This is a genomic window from [Bacillus] selenitireducens MLS10, from assembly GCF_000093085.1.
Lineage (GTDB): Bacteria > Bacillota > Bacilli > Bacillales > Salisediminibacteriaceae > Salisediminibacterium > Salisediminibacterium selenitireducens.
The window spans coordinates 2,369,846-2,392,536 of the sequence record NC_014219.1 but is presented as its reverse complement, the minus strand read 5'-3'; the positions used below and the strand labels follow the sequence as shown (position 1 = coordinate 2,392,536).

26 protein-coding genes are annotated in these 22,691 nt (G+C 45.1%); 25 read left to right on the top strand and 1 reads right to left on the bottom strand.

Features of this window, described 5'->3' with window-relative positions; translation table 11 throughout:
- Positions 1 to 3: 3 nt before the first annotated feature.
- Complete coding sequence (locus tag BSEL_RS11035) at positions 4 to 252, bottom strand: ferredoxin (protein ID WP_013173092.1); 249 nt, start codon at positions 250 to 252, stop codon at positions 4 to 6.
- A gap of 205 nt (positions 253 to 457) precedes the next feature.
- Between BSEL_RS11035 and BSEL_RS11030 the strand changes: the two genes are divergently transcribed.
- The 25 genes from BSEL_RS11030 to BSEL_RS10915 all read left to right on the top strand — a co-directional run bounded on the left by BSEL_RS11030 (position 458) and on the right by BSEL_RS10915 (position 22,670).
- Complete coding sequence (locus BSEL_RS11030) at positions 458 to 1,489, top strand: helix-turn-helix domain-containing protein (RefSeq protein ID WP_013173091.1); 1,032 nt, start codon at positions 458 to 460, stop codon at positions 1,487 to 1,489.
- Complete coding sequence (locus BSEL_RS11025) at positions 1,486 to 3,000, top strand: RecQ family ATP-dependent DNA helicase (RefSeq protein ID WP_013173090.1); 1,515 nt, start codon at positions 1,486 to 1,488, stop codon at positions 2,998 to 3,000. Before BSEL_RS11030 ends, BSEL_RS11025 begins: the two co-directional genes overlap by 4 nt.
- A complete protein-coding gene (locus tag BSEL_RS11020) occupies positions 2,993 to 3,586 on the top strand; it encodes a CPBP family intramembrane glutamic endopeptidase (RefSeq protein ID WP_013173089.1) in 594 nt (197 codons plus the stop codon). Before BSEL_RS11025 ends, BSEL_RS11020 begins: the two co-directional genes overlap by 8 nt.
- The gene (locus tag BSEL_RS11015; protein WP_013173088.1) at positions 3,583 to 3,930 is read left to right on the top strand and encodes a hypothetical protein; all 348 of its coding nucleotides are present in this window, start codon (positions 3,583 to 3,585) and stop codon (positions 3,928 to 3,930) included. Before BSEL_RS11020 ends, BSEL_RS11015 begins: the two co-directional genes overlap by 4 nt.
- Positions 3,931 to 4,041: 111 nt before the next feature.
- Positions 4,042 to 4,644: a hypothetical protein gene (locus tag BSEL_RS11010; protein WP_013173087.1), complete on the top strand. Its 603-nt coding sequence runs from the start codon at positions 4,042 to 4,044 to the stop codon at positions 4,642 to 4,644.
- Positions 4,645 to 4,737: 93 nt separating this feature from the next.
- Entirely contained in the window at positions 4,738 to 4,956 is a 219-nt protein-coding gene (locus BSEL_RS11005; RefSeq protein ID WP_013173086.1) for a 4Fe-4S binding protein, read from the top strand.
- 38 nt (positions 4,957 to 4,994) lie between these two features.
- Positions 4,995 to 6,065 carry a 3-methyl-2-oxobutanoate dehydrogenase subunit VorB gene (locus BSEL_RS11000; protein WP_013173085.1) on the top strand — a complete coding sequence of 357 codons (1,071 nt, stop codon included), beginning with the start codon at positions 4,995 to 4,997 and terminating at the stop codon, positions 6,063 to 6,065.
- The gene (locus BSEL_RS10995; protein WP_013173084.1) at positions 6,062 to 6,814 is read left to right on the top strand and encodes a thiamine pyrophosphate-dependent enzyme; all 753 of its coding nucleotides are present in this window, start codon (positions 6,062 to 6,064) and stop codon (positions 6,812 to 6,814) included. The genes BSEL_RS11000 and BSEL_RS10995 overlap by 4 nt, the downstream gene beginning before the upstream one ends.
- 6 nt (positions 6,815 to 6,820) lie before the next feature.
- Positions 6,821 to 7,378 carry a 2-oxoacid:acceptor oxidoreductase family protein gene (locus tag BSEL_RS10990; protein ID WP_013173083.1) on the top strand — a complete coding sequence of 186 codons (558 nt, stop codon included), beginning with the start codon at positions 6,821 to 6,823 and terminating at the stop codon, positions 7,376 to 7,378.
- Between the two features lie 55 nt (positions 7,379 to 7,433).
- Positions 7,434 to 9,116 carry a formate--tetrahydrofolate ligase gene (locus BSEL_RS10985; RefSeq protein WP_013173082.1) on the top strand — a complete coding sequence of 561 codons (1,683 nt, stop codon included), beginning with the start codon at positions 7,434 to 7,436 and terminating at the stop codon, positions 9,114 to 9,116.
- A gap of 180 nt (positions 9,117 to 9,296) precedes the next feature.
- Complete coding sequence (locus tag BSEL_RS10980) at positions 9,297 to 10,208, top strand: MerR family transcriptional regulator (RefSeq protein WP_013173081.1); 912 nt, start codon at positions 9,297 to 9,299, stop codon at positions 10,206 to 10,208.
- A gap of 103 nt (positions 10,209 to 10,311) precedes the next feature.
- On the top strand, positions 10,312 to 11,571 hold the full coding sequence (locus BSEL_RS10975; RefSeq protein ID WP_013173080.1) for a Glu/Leu/Phe/Val family dehydrogenase: 1,260 nt from the start codon (positions 10,312 to 10,314) through the stop codon (positions 11,569 to 11,571).
- A 106-nt stretch (positions 11,572 to 11,677) separates the two neighbouring features.
- Positions 11,678 to 12,667: a YpdA family putative bacillithiol disulfide reductase gene (locus tag BSEL_RS10970; protein ID WP_013173079.1), complete on the top strand. Its 990-nt coding sequence runs from the start codon at positions 11,678 to 11,680 to the stop codon at positions 12,665 to 12,667.
- Positions 12,668 to 12,689: 22 nt separating this feature from the next.
- Positions 12,690 to 13,649, top strand: coding sequence for an asparaginase (locus BSEL_RS10965; RefSeq protein WP_013173078.1), 960 nt, complete (start codon positions 12,690 to 12,692; stop codon positions 13,647 to 13,649).
- Between the two features lie 3 nt (positions 13,650 to 13,652).
- Positions 13,653 to 14,354 (top strand): glutamic-type intramembrane protease PrsW, encoded by a 702-nt coding sequence (gene prsW, locus BSEL_RS10960; protein WP_013173077.1) that lies wholly within the window; start codon positions 13,653 to 13,655, stop codon positions 14,352 to 14,354.
- 39 nt (positions 14,355 to 14,393) lie between these two features.
- The gene (locus BSEL_RS17875) at positions 14,394 to 14,564 is read left to right on the top strand and encodes a hypothetical protein (RefSeq protein ID WP_013173076.1); all 171 of its coding nucleotides are present in this window, start codon (positions 14,394 to 14,396) and stop codon (positions 14,562 to 14,564) included.
- A 161-nt stretch (positions 14,565 to 14,725) separates the two neighbouring features.
- The gene (locus tag BSEL_RS10955) at positions 14,726 to 15,388 is read left to right on the top strand and encodes a flagellar brake protein (protein WP_013173075.1); all 663 of its coding nucleotides are present in this window, start codon (positions 14,726 to 14,728) and stop codon (positions 15,386 to 15,388) included.
- Between the two features lie 104 nt (positions 15,389 to 15,492).
- Positions 15,493 to 16,173 (top strand): (d)CMP kinase, encoded by a 681-nt coding sequence (cmk, locus tag BSEL_RS10950; protein WP_013173074.1) that lies wholly within the window; start codon positions 15,493 to 15,495, stop codon positions 16,171 to 16,173.
- A gap of 4 nt (positions 16,174 to 16,177) precedes the next feature.
- Positions 16,178 to 16,765 (top strand): lysophospholipid acyltransferase family protein, encoded by a 588-nt coding sequence (locus tag BSEL_RS10945; RefSeq protein ID WP_013173073.1) that lies wholly within the window; start codon positions 16,178 to 16,180, stop codon positions 16,763 to 16,765.
- 96 nt (positions 16,766 to 16,861) lie between these two features.
- On the top strand, positions 16,862 to 18,028 hold the full coding sequence (gene rpsA / locus BSEL_RS10940) for a 30S ribosomal protein S1 (RefSeq protein ID WP_013173072.1): 1,167 nt from the start codon (positions 16,862 to 16,864) through the stop codon (positions 18,026 to 18,028).
- 25 nt (positions 18,029 to 18,053) lie between these two features.
- On the top strand, positions 18,054 to 19,112 hold the full coding sequence (gene fni, locus BSEL_RS10935; protein WP_013173071.1) for a type 2 isopentenyl-diphosphate Delta-isomerase: 1,059 nt from the start codon (positions 18,054 to 18,056) through the stop codon (positions 19,110 to 19,112).
- A 182-nt stretch (positions 19,113 to 19,294) separates the two neighbouring features.
- Positions 19,295 to 20,611, top strand: a complete 1,317-nt coding sequence (gene der, locus BSEL_RS10930; protein ID WP_041582435.1) for a ribosome biogenesis GTPase Der — start codon at positions 19,295 to 19,297, stop codon at positions 20,609 to 20,611.
- Positions 20,612 to 20,635: 24 nt separating this feature from the next.
- Positions 20,636 to 21,268 carry a glycerol-3-phosphate 1-O-acyltransferase PlsY gene (gene plsY / locus BSEL_RS10925; protein WP_013173069.1) on the top strand — a complete coding sequence of 211 codons (633 nt, stop codon included), beginning with the start codon at positions 20,636 to 20,638 and terminating at the stop codon, positions 21,266 to 21,268.
- 12 nt (positions 21,269 to 21,280) lie between these two features.
- Entirely contained in the window at positions 21,281 to 22,327 is a 1,047-nt protein-coding gene (locus BSEL_RS10920) for an NAD(P)H-dependent glycerol-3-phosphate dehydrogenase (protein ID WP_013173068.1), read from the top strand.
- A 139-nt stretch (positions 22,328 to 22,466) separates the two neighbouring features.
- Positions 22,467 to 22,670 carry a DUF2768 domain-containing protein gene (locus BSEL_RS10915; RefSeq protein WP_013173067.1) on the top strand — a complete coding sequence of 68 codons (204 nt, stop codon included), beginning with the start codon at positions 22,467 to 22,469 and terminating at the stop codon, positions 22,668 to 22,670.
- The last annotated feature ends 21 nt before the right edge of the window (positions 22,671 to 22,691 follow it).

Here is a 22,691-nt window from a genome sequence, read left to right as displayed (position 1 = left end):
ATCCTATTCGAACTTAAGTGCGTCGCCGTCAAACGGCTCTTCAGCAATCTTGATGGAGTCAGTCGGGCAGCCGTCAAGAGCGTCTTCCATATCTTCATAGAGCTCTTCCGGTACTTCTGCCGTACCCTGGTTGTCATCAAGAATAACCCATGCGATACCGTCATCATCATAGTCATAGATGTCTGGTGCTGCTGATCCGCAAGCACCACATGCGATACAGGTATCTTTGTCTACAATCGTGTACTTTGCCATTACAAAAACCTCCCATTGAAATATAGAATCCCTTTTCAGGGTATTTTTTTAAGAACATCTTCCGAGAAGAAGTCTGTTCTCTATATATTCATTGTAAAGGTTACCACGAAACATTTCAATAGAAAATGTAATTGAGAATCCTTATCACAGCAGGCGTTGTGAACGATGCACAAGGAATCTTTATTAACGAAAGGAGGCGTACCACATGGATTTTGACCATCGTGCAGCTGTCTTTTTGCATCGGAAAATTAATGGTCAGCGCACACTGTCTGCGTTGATGCAAATTTTACTCGGAAACCGGACCGCCCAAACCATTTCTGATCTCCATCTGTTTCATCTTGAACAGTTTGCGGGAATCTTGAAATATGCACCGGGGGAAATCAGAAATTCCTTCGAGAAGACTCTGAGAGCCACTTTTCATGAAGATCTCCAAAAGACTGCCGACGGATTGTCTGAAACGGCTCACCCTCTTTCTGAAGAATTTGATGGTATGAATTATGAGTGGACAGGTCGAGCTGCTCATCTTTGGGAATCTTTATCACTGTTTATCCAGACGCTCTCCCATTTAAAACAAGGTGACCGTTTTTTCTTCCCGGTATCATCTGATATGCGGATTCAGCAACAGGTAAAATCGGTTTTAAAAAACCGTTCGTTGAATGAATTAATTGAGGCAATGTATCAGGAGCTGCTGTTTCCGCTCCAAGATTTGAATGAACCGGTCCAAGCCTTGTTTGTCGATCGTCTGACAGTAAAAAATGAAGTGGGCCTCTCGTATGCCCAATTATCTTCCAACTATCAGATGTCACCTTTTGAAGCGTATATTATGGTTCGGAGTGCTCTTCATGCCTTGCTTGCTGCTCATGATTTTAATCCTGCAGCCTACCCGATCCTGAATATGCTCATGCCAAAGACCGCTTTTGAGGATGATGAAGCATTAACAGAGTCAGCGAAACAAACGCGTCAGCTGCTTAACAAGGGTCTTTCACTTCAAGAGGTGTCAAAGACAAGGAAGTTGAAAATCAGCACGGTGGAAGATCATATTGTTGAACTGGCTCACGTCGATTATGATTTTGATTATGGTCCTTATCTTGAAGAGACTGAGCTAAAGGAGATTCTAAAGCATATTCGCGAATATAACCTGACGAGACTCCGGCTGTTAAAAGAAGCAACAGGCGGAAAATATACTTATTTGCAGCTGCGGATCGCAATGGCGATGGCGAGGAGGCGGAAACAATGAATCTTGAGCAAGCACTGCAAGACTGGTTTGGCTATTCCTCATTCAGATATGACCAAAAAGAAATTATCGAATCGGTTCTGAATGGTCATGATACGTTGGCAGTGATGCCGACGGGATCAGGGAAAAGTATCTGTTATCTGTTGCCGTCGAAATTGACAGAAGGATTGACGGTAGTTGTTTCTCCCCTTGTATCATTAATGGAAGATCAGGTCATGCAACTCAGGGCTGAAGGGTATAAACATGTTGCCCATCTAAGCAGCATGTTGCAGTACGAAGAAAAAAAAGAACTGTTAAAGGGGATTTCCCGTCTCGATGTTCTGTACCTGTCCCCGGAAATGCTTCAAAAGCCGGAAGTCAAATCTGTGCTGGGGTCTTACAAGATTGCTATGTTTGTCATCGATGAAGCGCACTGTATTTCACAATGGGGCCATGAATTCAGAACAGATTATCTTAAATTGGGTACTGTGATTCGTTCTTTGGGGCATCCTGTCACCCTGGCATTGACCGCAACAGCAACTGAAGACGTGAGAGAAGATATCGTCAGACAGCTTGGTATGAACGACCCCGTTTCATTTGTATCGACAATGAACCGGAATAACATTTTTATGGAAATGACTTTCTGTGAGACGGAAGGGGAGAAACAGAAGGCCTTAAAAAAAGCCGTTCAAGAAGGTGAAGGCCCGGTTATTGTCTATTGCGGGACGAGGAGCGATACAGAGGCCTACAGTGAATTTATGCGGTATCATGGGACAGATGCGCACCCGTATCATGGTGGTATGAGCAAAGAGGACCGTCTGTTGATCCAACAACAGTTTTTCTATGATCAGATCCAGGCGGTTTGCGCGACGAATGCGTTCGGAATGGGAATCAATAAGACGAATATCGCACGGATCATACATCTGCATGTTCCGTCATCGGTGGAACAATACATTCAGGAAATCGGGAGGGCAGGTCGGGATGGCCGGCAAAGCGAGGTAAAGCTTTTTTGGACCGATCAGGATGTGAAACTCCCTGTCTGGATGGTGGAGTCTGAATTTCCGGAAGAGGCGCGGATGGATCAGTTAAGTGCATTTTTTACCGAGAGTGATCATCAATCGGTTGACCCGGCTGTTTCATTTATTCCTGAAAATCAGAGAAAGATGGTGACTCACTATTTGAAGGCATATGGTGTAATCGATGAACAGAATCGAATTCTGCCTCCGCGAAAGAGGATCAACGATATACTGATGGACATTAAGAAGCATTTTCAACTCAGGCAGATCGAAAAGATGAAACAGGTGAGAGAAATGCATCAGCTGATTGGTGAGGCAGATTGCATCCGAAACGGCTTAATGAACTATTTCTCTGAACAACCGCATGAAAAGCCCCGCTATTGCTGCAGCCGTTGCCAGGAGGACAGGCCAGTCATACGTTCAGAACAAACAGTTGAACCGAATTATCGCAACATTCAAATCAATTGGCAAGACCGGCTTTATTGGAAACTGACGGGAGAGGCGAAGTTTCATGAATAGACAGGCAGAACTCGTGAAACAGATGAGTGACAGAGGTTTGATTTTGAATGTGTACGCGACACAAGTCATCATTTTGGGCGTGGCGCTGCTCTTAAGTGTTATCTTTTGGGGGACTCCTTTTTATTGGGTTCAGAGCATTTCCTGGTCGTTTCATGCTGTATTAATCGGAATGGTTTTTGCTGCAGCGGTGGTGACACTGGAAATTATTCTTGATCGGATTCTACCTGAAGAATGGATGGATGACGGTGGTATTAATAACCGTCTGTTTAAAAATCTGCATCCCTTTCATATTCTGATTCTTACTGCTATTATAGGAATCAGTGAAGAGATCTTGTTCAGGGGTGTACTGCAGTCACAATTCGGTCTGATTATTGCTTCACTTTTATTTATTCTGGTGCATCTTCGTTATTTGTCAAAACCGTTTTTGATGGGGTTTATGACTGCACTGAGTTTCTCGTTGGGTATGCTTTTTTTGTGGACGGGTAATCTCCTGTCGGTAATCACGGCTCATTTTTTTATTGATTTCCTCTTGGGTTTATATATTCGATATACGCATAATGAACAGAAAGGTGACGGACTGACATGAGCGAAGACCAAAAAGACATCTCGACTGACAGAAAATTGCCTCCAAGGAATCAGGTTCACGGCAGAAAACGTAAAAGAAAAAAAGTGAGCCCGTCAGTCGCCACGTATGATCGTACGGAGGAAGAGCATGTTCAGAAGAATGAATCAAATCATCATGAGCAGGAAGAAAACCTTCTCGCTAGTCCGGCTGACGATCATGCACAGGATGAATCACATTCATATCCTCTTTACCGGAGACCAGAAAGAAAGAAGAATGATTACTTCCTGGTAAAAATATGGCTTGTGCTTTTTCTGTTGATTGTAATCGGAATGGTAACTTATCCAATTTGGCAGGAGTGGCTTTAAAACCGGATCAGATGATTCGGTTTTTTCTATTTTCAACATTTTTATGAAGTTTATTTCTAATTGTTGAAAACGCTTACATAAGTCGGGTATACTTTATGGTGAGAGGGAGTGATGACATTGGATTGTCTCGTCGTAACAGGGCATTTCGGATCCGGAAAAACAGAATTTGCACTGCTTAAAGCGCTTGAATGGCGTGAAGCCGATACGAAAGATGTTGCCTTGTGTGATCTTGATGTGATAAATCCATATTTCAGAGCCAGGGAAATGAGGGCATGGCTCGAAAAGAATCTGATTGATCTGGTGGCACCGAAAGTGGAACTGATGCAATCTGATCTGCCTGTTGTCAGTCCGAAGGTTTCTGCAAGACTGAAAAAGCCGAATCAAAGAGTAATTATCGATGCAGGCGGAGGCAAAGAAGGAGCGCTTGCGGTCGGTCAGTTTTCAAATCTGATTGCGAACCGTGAGTATGAATTATGGTTTGTGGCGAATCTGAACAGACCGGAAGTATCGAGCGCTGAAAAAATTCTGTCTTCGATTCAGGAAATTGAAACAACCATGAGACTAAAGGTATCAGGAATTATTCATAATACACATCTCGCCGGAGATCCGTTGGATTTTGGTGATATACAAAAAAGCGGGGGAAGTTATTTCCTCCGTGTCAGAAGCACTGAAGATCCCTCTCAAAGGAACCATGATCGAAACAAGTGTGTTTGAAAGCTGGACGCCGGCTGAACAAAACCAGCTAGTGCTGCCTCTGCAGTTTGAGCGGAAATTAAGGGCACCCTGGTGAATGGAGGAGGGGTTTAAATGATCAGAGTTCAGTTTCATGAAGAAACCTGTAAAGGCTGCGGTCTTTGTGTATCAGTCTGTCCGCAACAGATCATTCAGACAGCTGACAGGATGAATGCAAAGGGCTATCAGCCTGTGGAAGTGGTCAATCAGGAAGCATGCACCAGTTGTACAGCCTGTGCCCGTATGTGTCCCGATGCCGTGATCTCCGTATTTCGACCTAAAAAAACAGCGTAGTATTCAACAGAGACTTTAAACATACGGGAGTGATTGCTGTGGTGAAGGTGTTAATGAAAGGGAATGAGGTTATCGGGGAAGCTGCGATTCAGGCCGGGTGTTATTATTTTTTCGGATATCCCATTACACCGCAGAGTGAACTGGTGGCTTATATGGCAAAACGTTTGCCTGAAGAAGGTGGCGTCTTTTTGCAGGCCGAGAGTGAAGTAAGTGCGATTAATATGGTATATGGCGCAGCATCTGCAGGAGTCCGGGTCATGACATCTTCTTCAAGCCCGGGCTTCAGTCTGAAGCAGGAGGGGATTTCTTACCTCGCCGGGGCTGAACTGCCTGCGGTGATTGTCAATGTGGGACGCGGAGGCCCTGGACTTGGAAATATTCAGCCTGCTCAGTCGGATTACTTCCAGGTGACGAGGGGCGGAGGTCATGGTGATTACTATACACCGGTTCTGGCTCCGGCCTCCTTGCAGGAAATCGCAGAATTGACACAACAGGCCTTCAGGATTGCTGATGAGTACCGGACCCCTGTTATTATCCTCGGGGACGGGATGCTTGGCCAAATGATGGAACCGGTGGATTTTGAATCTGTCGAACAGGAAGTCATGATACACAATAAAGATTGGGCCGTAACGGGAACGGCAGGAGATGGACCTCCAAAGACCATCACTTCGCTCGATTTGAATGATGTGCTGCTTGAAGAACGAAATCATCGTCTTCAAAATAAATACAAAGCGATCAGAGAACGCGAAACTCGGGTGACGTATCAATATGCCGAGGATGCTGACTGGTTTGTTGTTGCATACGGAACAGTGGGGCGTATTGTCCAGAGTGCTGTTGAAAAAGCGAGAGAAAAAGGGGTGAACGTTGGAGTGATCAGACCGATTTCACTCTGGCCGTTCCCTTACGAGACCATATCGGGGTTCAGTGAAACGTCGTCACATATGCTGGTTGTTGAAATGAGCGCAGGACAGATGATCGAAGATGTCCGCCTTGCAGTTGAAGGGAAAGCGCCTGTCAGTTTTTATGGAAGGAATGGCGGTGTCATTCCTTCGGTGAATGAAATCTTTGAGGAGATTATCAAGGTCGATGCGGAGGTGGGTGTTCGATGAAAACGGTGTTCAAAAAAACAGCAGGTTTAACAGACAAAGAAACTCATTACTGTCCTGGATGCACACACGGGATCATCCACCGCATCACCGGAGAAGTTCTTGAAGAACTCGGCGTGCTTGAACAGACTATAGGCGTTGCATCGGTTGGATGCTCCGTGCTGTCATATGAGTACTTCAATTGTGATATGACTCAGGCGGCACACGGACGCGCACCGGCTGTTGCTACAGGTGTAAGAAGAGTGTTGCCTGATGACAGGATAGTCTTTACCTATCAGGGAGACGGAGATCTGGCTTCAATTGGGATGGGGGAAATTGTACACAGTGCGGCCCGAAGTGAAAATATCACGGTTATTTTTGTGAACAATGCCATTTACGGTATGACAGGTGGACAGATGGCGCCGACGACCCTGATGGGGCAGCGGACAGCAACGTCTCCACAGGGGAGGGAAGCGGCTGGTCAGGGGCTACCGATCCGTGTGTCCGAAATGCTGTCTACCCTTGACGGTACGTCTTATATTGAACGAGTATCGGTGCATGATGTTGCCCATATTGCAAAGGCGAAAAGAGCCATTAAAAAAGCGTTTGAAACGCAGAAAGCCGGTCAGGGGTTTTCAATGATCGAGGTGCTGTCGACTTGCCCTACAAATTGGGGAATTGATCCAGAAGAGTCCTTATCGTACGTTAAGGAGAATATGGTTCCTTATTATCCTCTCGGAGTCTATGCAGATCGCCGGGAACAGAAAGGATGATGAAACATGAAAGAGGAGATCATCATTGCAGGCTTTGGCGGGCAAGGCGTAATGTCGATGGGGCAACTTCTCACCTTTGCCGGTATGAAAGAAGGAAAAGAAGTGTCGTCGCTGCCGTCATACGGTCCTGAACAGCGCGGGGGTACAGCCAATGTTCAGGTCGTGATCAGTGATGAGCCATTTGGTTCACCTGTCATTGACGAGCCGTCTGTCGTCATCGTGTTGAATGAGCCTTCTTTTCAAAAATTCGAATCGAGACTTGCATCCGGTGGGGTTCTCATCGTTAATGCAGATCTCGTTCACTCTGAATCTGCCAGAGACGATATTACTGTTATTCGCGTACCGGCTTCAACGATTGCCATCAGTCTCTCTGAAGAACGGGCAGCGGGTATGGTGATTCTTGGTGCGCTGATCGGTAAAACCGGCGTTTTATCAAGGGATGCACTGTTAGAAGCTCTAGAAGATGTTCTTGGAAAACGCAAGGCACACCTCATTCCGGTCAATGAAGAAGCTATCAAAGCAGGAGAGGATCTGTCCGATCAGGGGGAACCTGCTTTCGTTTGACAGAGAATGATAAAATAATAATGCAGGATTTATCATAAATGCGTGGAGGGGTACTATGTCCAGAGAAGTGAAATCAGACATTGAAATTGCACAGGCTTGCGAAATGGTAAAAATCAAAGAAATTATTGAAGATTTGCAGATCAAAGAAGATGAATGGGAGCCTCACGGACATTACAAAGGTAAATTATCACTCGATTTAATGAACCGCTTATCTGAACAAAAGGACGGTAAAATTATTTTGGTGACAGCGATCAATCCCACCCCTGCAGGTGAGGGGAAGTCGACCGTTACAGTTGGTCTTGGTCAGGCATTAAACAGAATCGGTAAAAAAACGATGATCGCATTAAGGGAACCGTCACTCGGGCCCACGATGGGCATCAAAGGCGGTGCAGCAGGCGGTGGATACTCTCAGGTAGTTCCAATGGAAGATATCAATCTTCATTTTACCGGAGACATTCATGCGATTACGACAGCGCACAACGCATTGGCTGCTATGATTGACAACCATATACACCGGGGGAATCAACTGGATCTGGATGTAAGAAGAGTGACTTGGAAACGGGTGTTGGATATGAATGACCGTTCTCTCCGTCATGTTAATATCGGACTGGGTGGTCCGCTGCATGGCGTGCCAAGAGAATCGGGCTTTGATATTACCGTCGCTTCCGAGATCATGGCAATACTCTGTCTGGCAACAGACTTGAAAGACCTCAAGGCGCGCCTTTCGCGTATCGTGATAGGATACAATTCAAAACAGGAGCCTGTGACTGTCGAGGAACTTGAAGCACAGGGAGCTTTGACACTTCTTTTAAAAGAAGCAATAAAACCGAATCTCGTTCAGACGCTCGAAAACACGCCGGCACTGATCCATGGTGGTCCATTTGCAAATATTGCTCATGGCTGTAACAGTGTCATAGCAACCAAACTGGCAGCAAAACTTGGTGATTATGTAGTGACAGAAGCCGGATTTGGTGCAGATCTGGGGGCGGAGAAATTCCTGAATATCAAGATGAGAGCGGGGAACATCGACCCGAGCCTGGTCGTCATAGTAGCGACGATCAGGGCTCTGAAAATGCATGGTGGAGTACCTAAAGATGAATTAAAGAAGCCTGATGTTGAGGCAATGAAAAAAGGTCTTTCGAACCTCGAAAAACATGTGGAATCCATCCGGGCATTCGGGCTGCCTCATGTGGTCGCCATCAATCGATTTGTCCATGATTCAGAAGAAGAAATTGCGGTTCTCAAGAAGTGGTGTGAAGATAAAGGAATTGAAGTGGAACTTGCGAATGTGTGGGAATATGGCGGAGAAGGCGGAACCGATTTGGCTGAAAAAGTCGTGAAAGTCATTGACGAGTCTGAGAATCATTTCAAGCCGCTGTATGATTTGGAAGCATCTATTGAAAAGAAAATTGAAACTATTGCGAAAACGGTCTATGGGGCGTCGGGTGTGACTTTTACAAAAGAGGCGAGTAAACAGCTGCAAGATTTTAAAACAAATGGCTGGGAGCGTCTGCCTGTCTGTATGGCAAAAAGTCAATACTCTTTATCCGATGATCCGGCTAAACTTGGAAGGCCCGAAGGATTTACCATTACCGTCCGAGAGTTGAAGATTTCAAATGGGGCAGGCTTTATCGTTGCATTGACAGGTAACATTATGACGATGCCTGGTCTTCCGGCAAGGCCTGCAGCCATGAATATGGATGTGGATGAATCCGGTAAGGCAACCGGGTTATTCTGATCGGTTATGATCGTGAGAGGAAGGGGGCAAGTCCTCCTTCCTCTTCAACTTGTTGATCAACTCCTGTAAGATAAGTGGTATGTTATAAATATGATGGGATCAGTTGGTAAGATTTGCACATTACCCGCACTTAGTTTTATACTAACAGTATGCGTTTATTTCAAAAAGTAGGTGACGAGAATGGCAGATTCCACAGGAAAATATAACATCAAGGCCGTTTCAAACATGCTGGGGATTCATGCGGGAACATTACGTGCGTGGGAGCGCCGGTATCAGGTGGTGGATCCGGTTCGAAATGATGCAGGCCACAGACTGTATACAGATGAACATCTCAAGATATTAAAATGGATCATTGAACAGGTGGATAAAGGATTTACAGTCGGTCAGGCTGTAGATTTACTCGACAGAGAAGAGATTATGAACGCTCCAAATTCAGGCTCAGAACCGGTTAATCAAATTGAAGATATGAAAAACAATATTCGGACAGCACTTCTTCAGTTTGATGAGTCTGCTGCCACGAGGCATATGGATCATGCTTTTAATACGTTTTCCACAGAAACCGTCGTCATGTCCATTTTGGGAGGCATACTTGTTGAGATTGGAGAGCTCTGGGAGCGGGGCCAAATCACAACGGCACATGAACACTATGCAACTGCCTATATACGTACAAGGATAGGGATGGTTTTTCAATCATTGCCGGTTAATGGGCTGCTTCCGAAAGTTCTGTGTGTGTGCGCTCCGGGGGAGACCCATGAAATCGGGTTGCTCGTTTTTACTTTTTATCTGAAGCAAAGGGGTTATGAAACGATCTATTTGGGCGGCGGTATTCCAGAATCAGATATTATAAAGGTACTGGATGAAACAAAATCAAAATTTGCGGTCATCTCGGTCACCATGTCCGGGCATCTTGATGCGGGTTTGAAACTTGTTGACCGTATTGCCAAAGACCGAAAAGATATTCAGGTTGGTATCGGAGGTACGGCGGTACATAGAATGAAGACGTCCTTTAAAAACAAATACAGGCAGCATTTGATTGGAGAACATGATCAGGATGCAGATTGGCTTGATTGGATGAAGACGAATAACAGTTGATCAAAATTTGAGCTGGTCAAACAGGCAAAACTTCATTATCATGGACGTATAGACAGGTGTAAGCGCATACGCAAAAGACAGAATGTTCACAGGGGTGAAGAGAATGTCAACAGAAGAAAGCAAAAAAGAAAAGAATGTGTTGGAATCCACGCAGACAGTGATTAAGCAAGCACTGGGGAAACTCGGTTATCAGGACGAAGTGTATGAACTGATGAAAGAGCCGCTCAGAATGATGACTGTGAGGATTCCGGTCCGAATGGATGATGGGTCCATCGAGATATTCACGGGATACAGGGCGCAGCATAATGACAGTGTAGGTCCGACAAAGGGGGGCGTGCGCTTTCATCCGGACGTTACTGAAATGGAAGTCCGGGCGCTCTCCATATGGATGAGTTTGAAGGCAGGAATTGTGGATTTACCTTATGGTGGGGGTAAAGGCGGTATCGTTTGTGATCCAAGACAGATGTCCTTCCGGGAAATCGAACGGCTTAGCCGGGGATATGTCCGGGCCATCAGTCAGATTGTCGGGCCTACAAAAGACATCCCTGCACCGGACGTATTTACGAATTCTCAGATCATGGCCTGGATGATGGACGAATACAGCCGAATGAAAGAATTTGATTCCCCTGGCTTTATTACGGGGAAGCCTCTCGTCCTCGGCGGTTCCCACGGTCGCGAATCGGCTACAGCAAAAGGTGTTACAATCTGTATTCGTGAAGCGGCAAAGAAAAAAGGCATTACGGTCGAGGGAGCGAGGGTCGTGATTCAGGGTTTTGGAAATGCAGGAAGTTTTCTTGCGAAATTCATGCACGATGCCGGAGCGAAAATTGTCGGGATCTCGGATGTGAATGGCGGCCTGCACGATCCTGATGGTTTGGATATTGACTATCTTCTCGACCGCAGAGACAGCTTTGGAACGGTAACCAATCTGTTTAACAACGTACTGACGAATCAGGAATTACTGGAGCTTGATTGCGATATCCTTGTTCCTGCGGCGATAGAAAACCAGATTACTGAAGCAAATGCGGCAAATATCAAAGCGTCAATTGTGGTTGAGGCTGCTAACGGACCGACGACAATGGACGCAACCAAAATTCTTCATGACAGAGACATTTTGCTTGTGCCGGATGTCCTTGCGAGCGCAGGCGGGGTGACCGTTTCCTACTTTGAATGGGTTCAGAATAACCAGGGTTATTATTGGGAAGAAGAAGAAGTGGAAGAAAAGCTCGAGAAGGTTATGACCACTTCTTTTGAAAACGTTTATAAGGTGGCGAGCCTGCGAAACGTTGACATGAGACTCGCAGCATACATGGTAGGTGTCAGGAAAATGGCGGAAGCAAGTCGATTCCGAGGCTGGATTTAAACAATAAAACACAGTATGATAAGAAAGAACTCTCCATTTTACAGGGAGGGTTCTTTCCGGTTAATGGGGAACAATCGGAATCAATCGCATACTGAGGTGAAGCACGATGTCTAAAAGAAAAGTGATTATTATCGGAGCAGGTCCATGCGGGCTGTCTGCTGCGATTGAATGTGAAAAAGCCGGATTTGATGTTACTGTCATCGAACGTGGCAATATCGTTCATGCGCTTTACAGATACCCGACGCACCAGCAGTTTTTCAGTACAAGTGAAAAGCTTGCTATCGGGGATATTCCGTTTTACAGCACGGAGCGAAAACCGAAACGAAATGAAGCGCTGGTCTATTACCGAAAAGTCGTCGAAGAATACGGACTGACGATTGAAGCATACGAAGAAGTCACCAAAATCGACCGACTCGGTATTCATGATTTCAAGGTTACTTCTGTTAAACAGAACGGACTAACAATGGAACGTGACGCTCATGCGGTTATCGTTGCAACCGGTTATTATGATTCACCGAATTATATGCATATTCCAGGTGAAGATCAGAAACATGTCTTTCATTATTTTCATGAAGCTCATCCGTTTTATAATCAAAAGGTTGCGGTTATTGGAGGGAAAAATTCTGCCATCGATGCCGCCCTTGAATTAGAGAAAGCAGGAGCGGAAGTCAGCGTATACTGCAGGTACGACAATTATTCATCAAGCATCAAGCCGTGGATATTGCCTGACTTCGAATCGCTCGTCAAGCAGGGGAAGATTATGATGCACTTTGAGACGGAGATTCATGAAATTGGAGAAGATACGATTTCCGTATCTGATGTTACGGGTACAAAACGGAATGACAGAGCGGATTTCGTGTTTGCCATGACCGGTTATCATCCTGATCACTCCTTTATCCGATCGATGGGTGTTGAAGTCGACATGGAGACGGGGAGACCTGTATTCAACAGTGAATCCATGGAGACGAATGTTGATGGAATTTATATAGCAGGCGTGATTGCGGCTGGAAATAATGCGAACGAAATCTTTATCGAAAATGGCCGTCATCATGGAGGTTTGATTGCATCTCATCTTGGTGCGCAGTTTCATGACTGATTCAGGCTGGAGGGGACAAAACATGAAAGAAGTATTGGTGATTTCAACTGGAGGAACCATTGCCAGTAAAGAAAATGAATCCGGTCGCCTTGAGGCAGGTGCCTATTCAGGGGAAGAGCTTGCAGAGAAAATCGGATTACCTTCAACAATCAAAGTGACGATACGCTCTGTTTTACAAAAACCGAGTTCTCATATTACGTTTCACGACCTTGATGATATCCGTACAATAATTGAAGAATCTGAAAGCAAAATCAGTGGATTCGTCATTACTCACGGTACGGATACGTTAGAGGAATCCGCCTACTATCTTGATATCACAACAGAAGAATCCCGCCCGGTTGTATTAACTGGCTCTCAGCGCTCGCCTGACGATCTCGGAAGCGATGCATTTATCAATTTACGGCATGCGATTCATGCTGCAGCTTCGGCAGATATGCATGAAACGGGCGTCACGGTCGTATTTAATGAGCGGATTTTCGCTGCTCGATATGTGAAGAAAGAGCATGCTTCGAATATACAGGGGTTCAATGCTTTTGGTTTCGGTTATCTCGGTATCATTGATCATGATCAGGTTCAGGTGTTTCAAAAGCCTGTCAGACATGAGACATTCCAGGTTTCCGAGAAACAGGTACAGGTTGAGTTAATCAAATCCGCCATGCAGTCATCGACATTATTGATTGATGCTTGCAATAATAATGAGGTTGACGGACTGATTGTGGAAGGGTATGGTCGCGGGCAGGTGGATCCGGCCCTCGTTGATGGAATCAAGGAGGCACTGTCAAATCAGATTCCCGTGGTGATTACGACCTCTTCAGAGGAAGGGGCGGTCTATCCGGTTTATGATTATCAGGGTAGCGCGTATCATCTTTTTGCGGAAGGTGCACTCCTAGGCGGAGATTACGATGCAAAGAAAGCAAGAATCAGGCTTATTTGCGCTTTGCGCTCCGGGTCACCCCTTCACTCACTGTATAAAGGTGATTGAGTCATGCTCACGGTTCTGATTGCCTCATTTGCACCTGCACTTGCTTTACTTATGTTTTTGTATTTGAAAGATGAGCTTGACCCAGAGCCGGTTACACTCGTGGCAAAAGGCTTCTTCTTTGGCATGTTACTGGTCTTCCCGGTATCCTTCCTCCAATTTGGAATGTCTCAAGAGCTCTATTTTTCCGGGGTTCTGATGCAAAGTTTTATACAAGTGGCGCTTGTCGAAGAATTTTTTAAATGGTTTACGGTCATGCTCTTTATCTTTCATCACGTGGAATTTAATTCGAGGTATGACGGAATCGTATATGCATCGTCTGTATCATTGGGTTTTGCCTCTTTGGAAAACCTCTTTTACCTGAGTTTTTATGGCATTGAAATTGCCATTTACCGAGCGCTGTTTCCAGTGACGGTTCATGCACTTGTCGGTGTGCTCATGGGGTATTATTTTGGAATGGCAAAATTCTCTCCAAACAAAAGAAAGTCTTTATTGTCACTCGCCCTCCTGATTCCGGTACTCTTTCATGGACTTTATCATGTTACCCTCTCGAATCAGACCGTGGTGCTGACGGCTATGGTACCGCTTATGGTCGCTTTATGGGCAATTGCCCTGCAGAAAATCAAGCAGGCAAACCAAGACAGTCTTTCTGATTATTTGAAGGATACCTCCGATTCATTGTATAGTAGTAGTCACAGACACAATTAGTAACAGAATGACCCGTTATTGATTGAAGGAGTGAATGAAATGCCAGAAACAAAGCAACGTTTTAAAGTGATTATCAGATGTCAGGAATGTGGTGAGAAATATATTCTCAGAGGCCGCCCCAATGAAGAAGGAGGTCTCGACACAGGTTTCAAACGCTGCGTATGCGGAAATGAAACCAAATTTGACATTGATGTGACTGAAGAAGGGTAAGAAGCAGGTGTGAGTCAACGCTCACACCTTTTTTTCAAAAAAGGCGGATTTTCAGATCTGCCCTACATAAAAAGATAATGATATATGGCGGTAGTATAAGGAATTTCATGGTATAATTTGACCGGATACATGTTTTTATGCCGTGCAAAGGTGGTGATGTAATGATTAAAGTCGGACAGACCATTCACCTTGAGTTGAAAGTGCCTGACGGAGAACAGAAACAGCGTTTTAAAAGTAAAGTGCTCGATTACGAAAAAACGTTTGTCTATATTGATTTTCCAGTGAATGAAGAGAATAAAAAACCAAGTTATTTTATGGAGGGTACCGAGTTCAGGGTATGGTTCGCCGGAAAGGATCAGGCAGTCTATTCATTCGAAACACAGGTGTTAGGGAAAGTGGACAGAGGAATCCCGATGCTTGTTCTGAAGGATCCGGGAAAAGATGAATATTTGCGTATTCAAAGACGAGAATATGTACGTGTCGACACCGCGGTCGATGTGGCAGTACACCCAAAACGGGAAGGACTGTCTCCTTTTACAACGGTAACACTCGATATAAGCGGAGGTGGAGCAGCACTGGTGCTTCAAGGGAACCATAAACTGAAAGAGAAAGATGAGCTTGATTTATGGATCTCAATTCCGTTCAGAGTCGGCGGCATTGAATATGTACAGGCCACAGCAGAAGTGATTCGGATTATTGACGGTAAAACGCCGATAAAATGTTCATGTAAATTCTCCGATATTAATGAGCATGACAGACAAAAAGTCATTCGGTACGCTTTCGAGAAGCAGCTTGAACGAAACAGAAAAGAAAGAATGCGTTAAGAAGTGAAATAACACAAGACGATGCAGGAATGAATGTGATAAAATAATGAAGATTCATCATTCGTTCTAAAAAGGTTAACAAGATATGGCAGTGAGGGATGATCATGAATAAAATCAATATTGCAATTGACGGACCTGCGGGTGCGGGGAAGAGCACCGTTGCCCGAATGGTGGCAGAACAACTTGGCTTTACTTATATTGATACCGGGGCGATGTACAGAGTCGTTACATGGAAAGCACTCAAACAGCGTGTCGATGTCGATGATGAATCCGCGTTGGCGGAGTTATTGAAAGAAACGGAAATCGGCCTTGTCCAGGATGGACTCGAATCAAGAGTTTATTGCGATGGTGCAGATCGTTCGGAGCAAATCCGCGCTCCGGAGGTGACAGAGCGTGTCTCGTACGTAGCAGCTCACCGTAAAATCCGGGAAGATTTGGTCAAACGACAGCAAGCTTTGGCAGCTTCAGGTGGTACCGTTATGGACGGTCGAGACATCGGAACTGCCGTTTTGCCTGATGCGAAACTGAAAGTGTATTTAACCGCACCAGTTGAAGAACGTGCCCGACGGCGTTACGATGAACAGATCAAAAAAGGAATCTCCACGGACTTTGATCAGTTAAAACAGGATATTGAAACCCGTGACCGACTTGATACTGAACGGGACGTAACCCCGTTAAGGCAGGCTGAGGATGCGATTCTTCTTGATTCCACGGACATGTCTGTTGAGGAAGTGGTATCATCAATCATCAGTCTGAAGAACAAAGGGGATGATCAGCTTGAATAAGCGGATGTTTCATCTCGGTCAATTTCTGGCAAGGAATTTTTTCAGATTATTTTATCGTGTGAAAGTTCATGGGAAAGACAACATCCCGAAAGACAAGGGTGTTCTTTTATGCAGCAATCATATTCATTATCTTGATCCACCTCTTGTCGGTTCTTTTATTAAACGTGAAATACGCTTTATGGCGAAAGCAGAGCTTTTTGAAGCACCGATTCTGAAACACCTGATTCCGAAGCTGGGTGCATTTCCGATTAACCGCGGACAAAGTGACAGAAAAGCCATGAGGACGGGTTTAAAGCTGTTAAAAGAAGGGGAAATAGTCGGTGTGTTCCCTGAAGGGACAAGAAGTAAGAGTGGACAGTTGAAGGAAGGGCTTGCAGGTGTCGGTTTTTTTGCACTACGCTCGAATGCAGCGATCGTACCTTGTGCGGTCATAGGCCCCTACAGACTGTTTAAGACGGTCCATATCGTTTATGGAGAGCCATTGAATATCGATCAGCTGAAAGAAGAAAAAGCGTCTCCAGAGACTGCAACGAAAGCAATTATGCAAGGTATTCAGCATCTGCTTGATGACCATCATAAGAAAATGAATTAAAAATCACAGGAAGTTCCTTTCACTTTTGTGAAAGATAATGATAGACTATACTAAGAATACCTAGTAAATGGACAGGATTCAGGGAGGTTATCGTCAATGGTAGAAGAAATGAACAACGAAATGGCAGACTTTAATTCTTTATCTGTAGGAGACGTGACAAAGGGTACTGTTTCAAAAGTGGAAGATAAACAGGCCTACGTAAACGTTGGATACAAAATGGATGGTGTTGTTCCAATCAGTGAGTTGGCAAGTCTCCATGTCGAAAAAGCCGGAGATGTAATCAATGAGGGAGAAGAATATGAGTTTAAGGTTATTAAATTAACTGAAGATGAGCTCGTTCTGTCCCGCCGAGCAGTAGCTGCCGAAAAAACATGGGAAAATATGGCTGAAAAACTGGAAAGTGGTGAAGTTTTTGAGGCTGAAGTTGCTGATGTTGTGAAAGGCGGTCTCGTCGTAGATGTCGGCGTCAGAGGATTTATACCGGCCTCGTTAGTTGAACGTTTTTATGTGGAAGACTTTTCTGAATACAAAGGGAAGACTCTCCGTCTGAAAGTGGTTGAGCTTGATCGTGAGCGTAACAAGCTGATCCTTTCCCAAAGAGCCGTTCTTGATGAAGAAGCATTGAATCAAAAGAAGGAAACACTTCACTCTATTTCTGCAGGTGAAGTCGTTTCAGGAACGGTACAGCGAATTACAAGTTTCGGTGTATTCGTTGATATTGGCGGAGTGGATGGATTGGTTCACATTTCCCAATTGTCCCATGAGCATATTGAAACCCCTTCAGAGGTTGTCTCAGAAGGTGATGAAGTGAAAGTAAAGGTTCTGTCTGTAGATCCTGATAATGAGCGTATTTCCCTATCGATTAAAGAAACGATGCCTGGACCTTGGGAAGGCGTTGAAGAGCAGTTTTCCGTTGGTGATGTTGTTACCGGAAAAGTGAAGCGTCTCGTATCTTTTGGAGCGTTCGTAGAAGTTGCCAAAGGTGTTGAAGGACTCGTTCACATTTCTCAAATCGCCAACCGTCATATCGGTACTCCTGGTGAAGTGCTGAAAGAGGGAGAAGAAGTTTCTGCAAAAATTCTGGATATCAACCTTGATGACAAACGGATTTCACTCAGTATCCGTGCGCTCGAAGAAGAAACACAGGAAAAAGAAGCATCTGCCCAAAAGCAGGAATTTGCCAAAGACGAAGAACAGTCAGGATTTAATCTTGGTGATGTCATTGGTGATCAGTTAAAAGACTACAATAAAAATGATGAATAAAAAATGAAAACTGCAGGTGGTTAATGTGAGTCGTTCAAAGCGCAAGATTGATCATATTGAACATGCACTCAGTATGGAATCACCCCGGCTATCGAGTATGGATGACATTGCATTTGTTCACAACGCCCTGCCAGGGTTGAATGTGGATGATATATCATTGGAATCATCGATCGGCGAACTAAATTTTAGTTCGCCGATTTTCATCAATGCGATGACCGGGGGCGGCGGTAAAGAAACAGAAAAAATCAATCGTCAACTCGCACAAGTGGCTAATGTGTTCAACATCCCCATGGCTGTTGGTTCACAGATGGCGGCAATACGTGATCGGAAAGAACAGCAGTCATACAAGGTAGTTCGTCAATACCATCCTCGAGGTCTTGTATTTGCGAATGTTGGCAGTGAGGCAACTGTGGACCAGGCGAAATTCTGTGTCGACCTGCTTGAGGCAGATGCGATTCAGATTCATTTGAATGTGATTCAGGAACTTGTTATGCCTGAGGGCGACAGAGCATTTCGTGGTGCGCTCGAGCGGATCAGCATGATCGCCGAGGAGTTGAATGTTCCGGTAATTGTCAAGGAGGTCGGCTTTGGCATCAGTCTCGAAGCGGCTAAAATGCTCAGTAAGGCCGGTGTCGCAGCTATTGACGTCGGTGGACGCGGAGGGACCAATTTTTCCTGGATCGAAAATCAGAGACGCGACACCCCTTATGATTTTTTTGAGAACTGGGGAATCCCGACTGCGGCTGCTATTGTTGAATCATCGTCAGTGGCAGGCAAACTGCCGGTTCTTTCAACCGGAGGCATTCAGACTTCAATGGACGTCGCCAAGTCCGTTGCCCTTGGTGCCAATGCTGCAGGTATGGCAGGTCAGGTGTTAAAATGGCTGAGGACGGATGGACTCGATAAGACCATTCAGCATATGGACCAGCTGATGATTGAGTTGAAAACCATTATGACAGCACTTGGCGCCCAATCCGTGCACGATCTTCAATCGGTTCCGCTTGTGATTAGTGGGGAAACCCATCATTGGTTAACGGAGCGTTCAATCGATACAAAAAGGTTTGCAGGCAGAGGTTTTGTATAACTGTCCTTCGTAATTCCTCGACTCGGGGAATTATTTTTTTGTCTGGGATTGATATTGGGGCAAGAGATGATATGGCAATGAGCATTCATTTAAATAGGCCACTCCGAACTTAAGGTTTCAATCTTGACTGACAAAACGTATAATGAAAACGTGGAAAAATGAATGAAAGCGGTGAAGGTAAATTGGTTAAACCAGTTTTAGCAATTGTAGGTAGACCAAATGTCGGGAAGTCGACATTATTTAATCGTGTAGTTGGAGAAAGAATTTCAATCGTGGAAGATAAGCCCGGAGTAACCAGAGACCGGATATACAGCTCAGCAGAATGGTTAACACATGAATTTTTTATCATTGATACAGGTGGGATTGAAATCAGTGATGAACCATTACTTGAACAAATGAGGTACCAGGCAGAATTAGCGATTGATGAAGCGGACGTGATTTGTTTTGTAGTCAATGGCCGTGATGGAATGACGGCAGCCGACGAGGAAGTTGCTCAGATCCTTCACAGGTCCAAAAAACCGATCGTCCTGGCCGTGAATAAAATTGATGACCCCTCGATGTTCGAGCGTCTTTATGAATTTTACAGTTTGGGTGTCGGAGATCCTCATCCTGTATCCGGCACACACGGTCTTGGTCTTGGCGATCTGCTTGACACTGCAGCTGCCTCTTTCCCTCAGAATCAGGGGGATGATTATCACCCTGACACCGTTCGAATGAGTCTGATCGGTCGCCCAAACGTAGGCAAATCATCGATGGTGAACGCCATTCTCGGTGAAGAGCGGGTCATCGTCAGCGACATTGCAGGAACAACGAGAGACGCAATTGACACCTCGTTTACAAAAGACGGAAAAGACTATGTTGTCATAGATACTGCCGGTATGAGAAAACGAGGAAAAGTATATGAAACGACTGAAAAATACAGTGTTCTCCGCGCCTTGAAAGCCATTGAACGATCAGATGTGGTTCTTGTTGTATTGGATGGGGAAGAAGGAATTATAGAACAGGATAAAAAAATTGCCGGATACGCTCATGAAGCAGGACGTGCGATTGTGATCGTTGTGAATAAATGGGATGCCGTTGAAAAAGATGATAAAACCATGCAAAAATTTGAAGAAAAAATTCGTCATGAATTTGTATTTTTGGATTATGCACCGATTGTCTATGTTTCCGCTTTAACAAAAAGAAGGATGCAGACATTACTGCCGGTCGTTAACGAAGTCAGCGAATCTCACAACATGCGTGTGCAGACCCACGTATTGAACGATGTCATTGTTGATGCTGTCACAATGAATCCGACCCCGACGGATCATGGGGGGGAACGTTTACGCATTAACTATGCCACGCAGGTGTCTGTACAGCCTCCTACCTTCGTGTTATTTGTAAATGATCCAGAGTTGCTTCACTTTTCCTACAGGCGTTATCTTGAAAATCGCCTGAGAGAGGCATTTGGATTTATCGGCACGCCTATTCACATCATAGCAAGAAAGAAAAACGATTAAAGGTTTTGTCGAAGGAGGGATTTCATGGATATGTTACAGGTTGCAGGAGCTGTACTGGTGGCTTATTTGCTTGGATCCATCAGTTTCAGCTATCTTGCAGGCCAATTGTTGAAAAAACTCGACATTCGTGATCACGGGAGCGGTAATGCAGGAGCAACGAACACCCTGCGTGTACTGGGCAAGGGTCCAGCGATTGTGGTGCTCCTTCTTGACGCAGGAAAAGGGGTCGCAGCCGTATGGATCGGATTTTTAATGTCTGGCGGCATTGATCCGTTATTGGCAGGTTCACTTGCAGGTCTGGCTTCGATATTGGGACACAACTGGCCGGTATTTTTTGGTTTCAGGGGCGGTAAAGGAGTTGCAACGACCATCGGTGTTTTGGCAACGTTGATCTTTTTTCCTGCGCTTATTTCAGGATTTATTGCTCTGTTATCCATCGTCTTAACAAGATACGTATCACTCGGATCGTTGCTGTTTGTATTTTCCGTATTGATCATTACCGTAGCGTATGATCTTGCGTCGGACACACTGAATCTGATGTTTCTGTTTGTATTGGCTCTTATCGCTTTCTTATCATTTTGGAGACATCGGACAAATATTGAACGGCTGACTGGCGGAACGGAAAGCCGATTGGGTCAAAAAGTCAATGTTCAATAGGAGGGGCAGACGATGACTAAAATTGCTGTACTTGGTTCCGGGAGTTGGGGAACAGCCTTGTCAATGGTTTTGGCAGATAACGGACACAGCGTCGAGTTATGGAGCCGATCTGAAGAACAGGTGCGATCAATCAATCTGGAAAAACGAAATCCAAATTATTTACCCGATGTGTTGCTTCCTGAAGGTATTCACGCAACGATGGATCTGTCTGAAGCCATTGAGGGCGCTCATGTGGCGGTATTGGTTGTTCCGACAAAAGCTATGAGACAGGTCCTTCCCGAACTCAGGCGTGTCATGAAGCACGACATGCTCTTTGTTCATGCGAGTAAAGGGATCGAACCCGAATCGAATCTGAGAATTTCTCAAATCATTGAAGAGGAGATTCCTGAGCAGCTGAGAACTGGCGTGGTGGTGCTCTCAGGGCCTTCCCACGCTGAAGAAGTCTGTCAAAAACAGCCTACCACCGTTACAAGCGCATGTGAAAACGAAGAACATGCACGATTGGTTCAGGATTTGTTTATGAACAATGATTTTCGTGTCTATACAAATCCGGATGTCATTGGAGTCGAAATGGGCGGAGCACTGAAAAATATCATCGCGATTGGCGCAGGTATGACCGCAGGTCTTGGATTTGGTGATAATGCAAAAGCTGCACTGATGACACGGGGATTGGCCGAAATGGCCCGGCTCGGTTTGAAACAAGGCGCAAATCCAATGACTTTTGCTGGTCTTGGGGGACTCGGTGACCTCATTGTCACCTGCACAAGTGTTCACTCAAGAAATTGGAGAGCTGGCTATGCGCTTGGTACCGGCAAATCCGTTGAGGAAGTGGAACAGGATATGGGTATGGTTGTTGAAGGAATCCGGACAACCAAGGCTGCATATCAGCTTGCAAAGAAGCTCAATGTGGAGATGCCGATTACGGAAGAACTGTATCAGGTACTCTTTCATAACAAACCTGTGGATGAGGCCGTATCTGAACTGATGGGGCGAGTGAAAAAACAGGAAGTGGAGGATTTGAAACTTGGTGACGATCCTTTAAACCGTTTAGAACCGTAGTTTTTATGCAGTCCGGAGCCTTTTTCACGGCTTCGGGCTTTTTTTGTCCAGGAGTACGGGCAATTCGTGCATCAGGATTTCTTATTGTGCTATAATGTGAGTGCGAATAGTAAGAAGGCTTTGGGAAGGGGATACGACAATGTTTGAAGACGGCTTAGCCAAGATGTGGGTATCATTTGTTTCCATGGGTTTAATGTTCCTCTCCGTCGTGTTGACGATATTTGCAAAAGAAAAATTGAGTGGACTATTAAGATATTCAGTTTTGTCCGTTACGTTTGTCATGATTATGGTCTCCGGTGTGATCATCTTTTTGGTTGTCGCTACCGGCCCTGTACCGGAATAAAGAAAGGAGAGCGTGGGTTTT

Excerpts from the sequence above, each read along its gene's own strand:
- BSEL_RS11035 (WP_013173092.1), bottom strand. The coding sequence starts at position 252 with ATGGCAAAGTACACGATTGTAGACAAAGATACCTGTATCGCATGTGGT.
- BSEL_RS11030 (WP_013173091.1), top strand. The coding sequence starts at position 458 with ATGGATTTTGACCATCGTGCAGCTGTCTTTTTGCATCGGAAAATTAAT.
- BSEL_RS11025 (WP_013173090.1), top strand. The coding sequence starts at position 1,486 with ATGAATCTTGAGCAAGCACTGCAAGACTGGTTTGGCTATTCCTCATTC.
- BSEL_RS11020 (WP_013173089.1), top strand. The coding sequence starts at position 2,993 with ATGAATAGACAGGCAGAACTCGTGAAACAGATGAGTGACAGAGGTTTG.
- BSEL_RS11015 (WP_013173088.1), top strand. The coding sequence starts at position 3,583 with ATGAGCGAAGACCAAAAAGACATCTCGACTGACAGAAAATTGCCTCCA.
- BSEL_RS11010 (WP_013173087.1), top strand. The coding sequence starts at position 4,042 with ATGACATTGGATTGTCTCGTCGTAACAGGGCATTTCGGATCCGGAAAA.
- BSEL_RS11005 (WP_013173086.1), top strand. The coding sequence starts at position 4,738 with ATGATCAGAGTTCAGTTTCATGAAGAAACCTGTAAAGGCTGCGGTCTT.
- BSEL_RS10995 (WP_013173084.1), top strand. The coding sequence starts at position 6,062 with ATGAAAACGGTGTTCAAAAAAACAGCAGGTTTAACAGACAAAGAAACT.
- BSEL_RS10990 (WP_013173083.1), top strand. The coding sequence starts at position 6,821 with ATGAAAGAGGAGATCATCATTGCAGGCTTTGGCGGGCAAGGCGTAATG.
- BSEL_RS10985 (WP_013173082.1), top strand. The coding sequence starts at position 7,434 with ATGTCCAGAGAAGTGAAATCAGACATTGAAATTGCACAGGCTTGCGAA.
- BSEL_RS10980 (WP_013173081.1), top strand. The coding sequence starts at position 9,297 with ATGGCAGATTCCACAGGAAAATATAACATCAAGGCCGTTTCAAACATG.
- BSEL_RS10975 (WP_013173080.1), top strand. The coding sequence starts at position 10,312 with ATGTCAACAGAAGAAAGCAAAAAAGAAAAGAATGTGTTGGAATCCACG.
- BSEL_RS10970 (WP_013173079.1), top strand. The coding sequence starts at position 11,678 with ATGTCTAAAAGAAAAGTGATTATTATCGGAGCAGGTCCATGCGGGCTG.
- BSEL_RS10965 (WP_013173078.1), top strand. The coding sequence starts at position 12,690 with ATGAAAGAAGTATTGGTGATTTCAACTGGAGGAACCATTGCCAGTAAA.
- prsW (WP_013173077.1), top strand. The coding sequence starts at position 13,653 with ATGCTCACGGTTCTGATTGCCTCATTTGCACCTGCACTTGCTTTACTT.
- BSEL_RS17875 (WP_013173076.1), top strand. The coding sequence starts at position 14,394 with ATGCCAGAAACAAAGCAACGTTTTAAAGTGATTATCAGATGTCAGGAA.
- BSEL_RS10955 (WP_013173075.1), top strand. The coding sequence starts at position 14,726 with ATGATTAAAGTCGGACAGACCATTCACCTTGAGTTGAAAGTGCCTGAC.
- cmk (WP_013173074.1), top strand. The coding sequence starts at position 15,493 with ATGAATAAAATCAATATTGCAATTGACGGACCTGCGGGTGCGGGGAAG.
- BSEL_RS10945 (WP_013173073.1), top strand. The coding sequence starts at position 16,178 with ATGTTTCATCTCGGTCAATTTCTGGCAAGGAATTTTTTCAGATTATTT.
- rpsA (WP_013173072.1), top strand. The coding sequence starts at position 16,862 with ATGGTAGAAGAAATGAACAACGAAATGGCAGACTTTAATTCTTTATCT.
- plsY (WP_013173069.1), top strand. The coding sequence starts at position 20,636 with ATGGATATGTTACAGGTTGCAGGAGCTGTACTGGTGGCTTATTTGCTT.
- BSEL_RS10920 (WP_013173068.1), top strand. The coding sequence starts at position 21,281 with ATGACTAAAATTGCTGTACTTGGTTCCGGGAGTTGGGGAACAGCCTTG.
- BSEL_RS10915 (WP_013173067.1), top strand. The coding sequence starts at position 22,467 with ATGTTTGAAGACGGCTTAGCCAAGATGTGGGTATCATTTGTTTCCATG.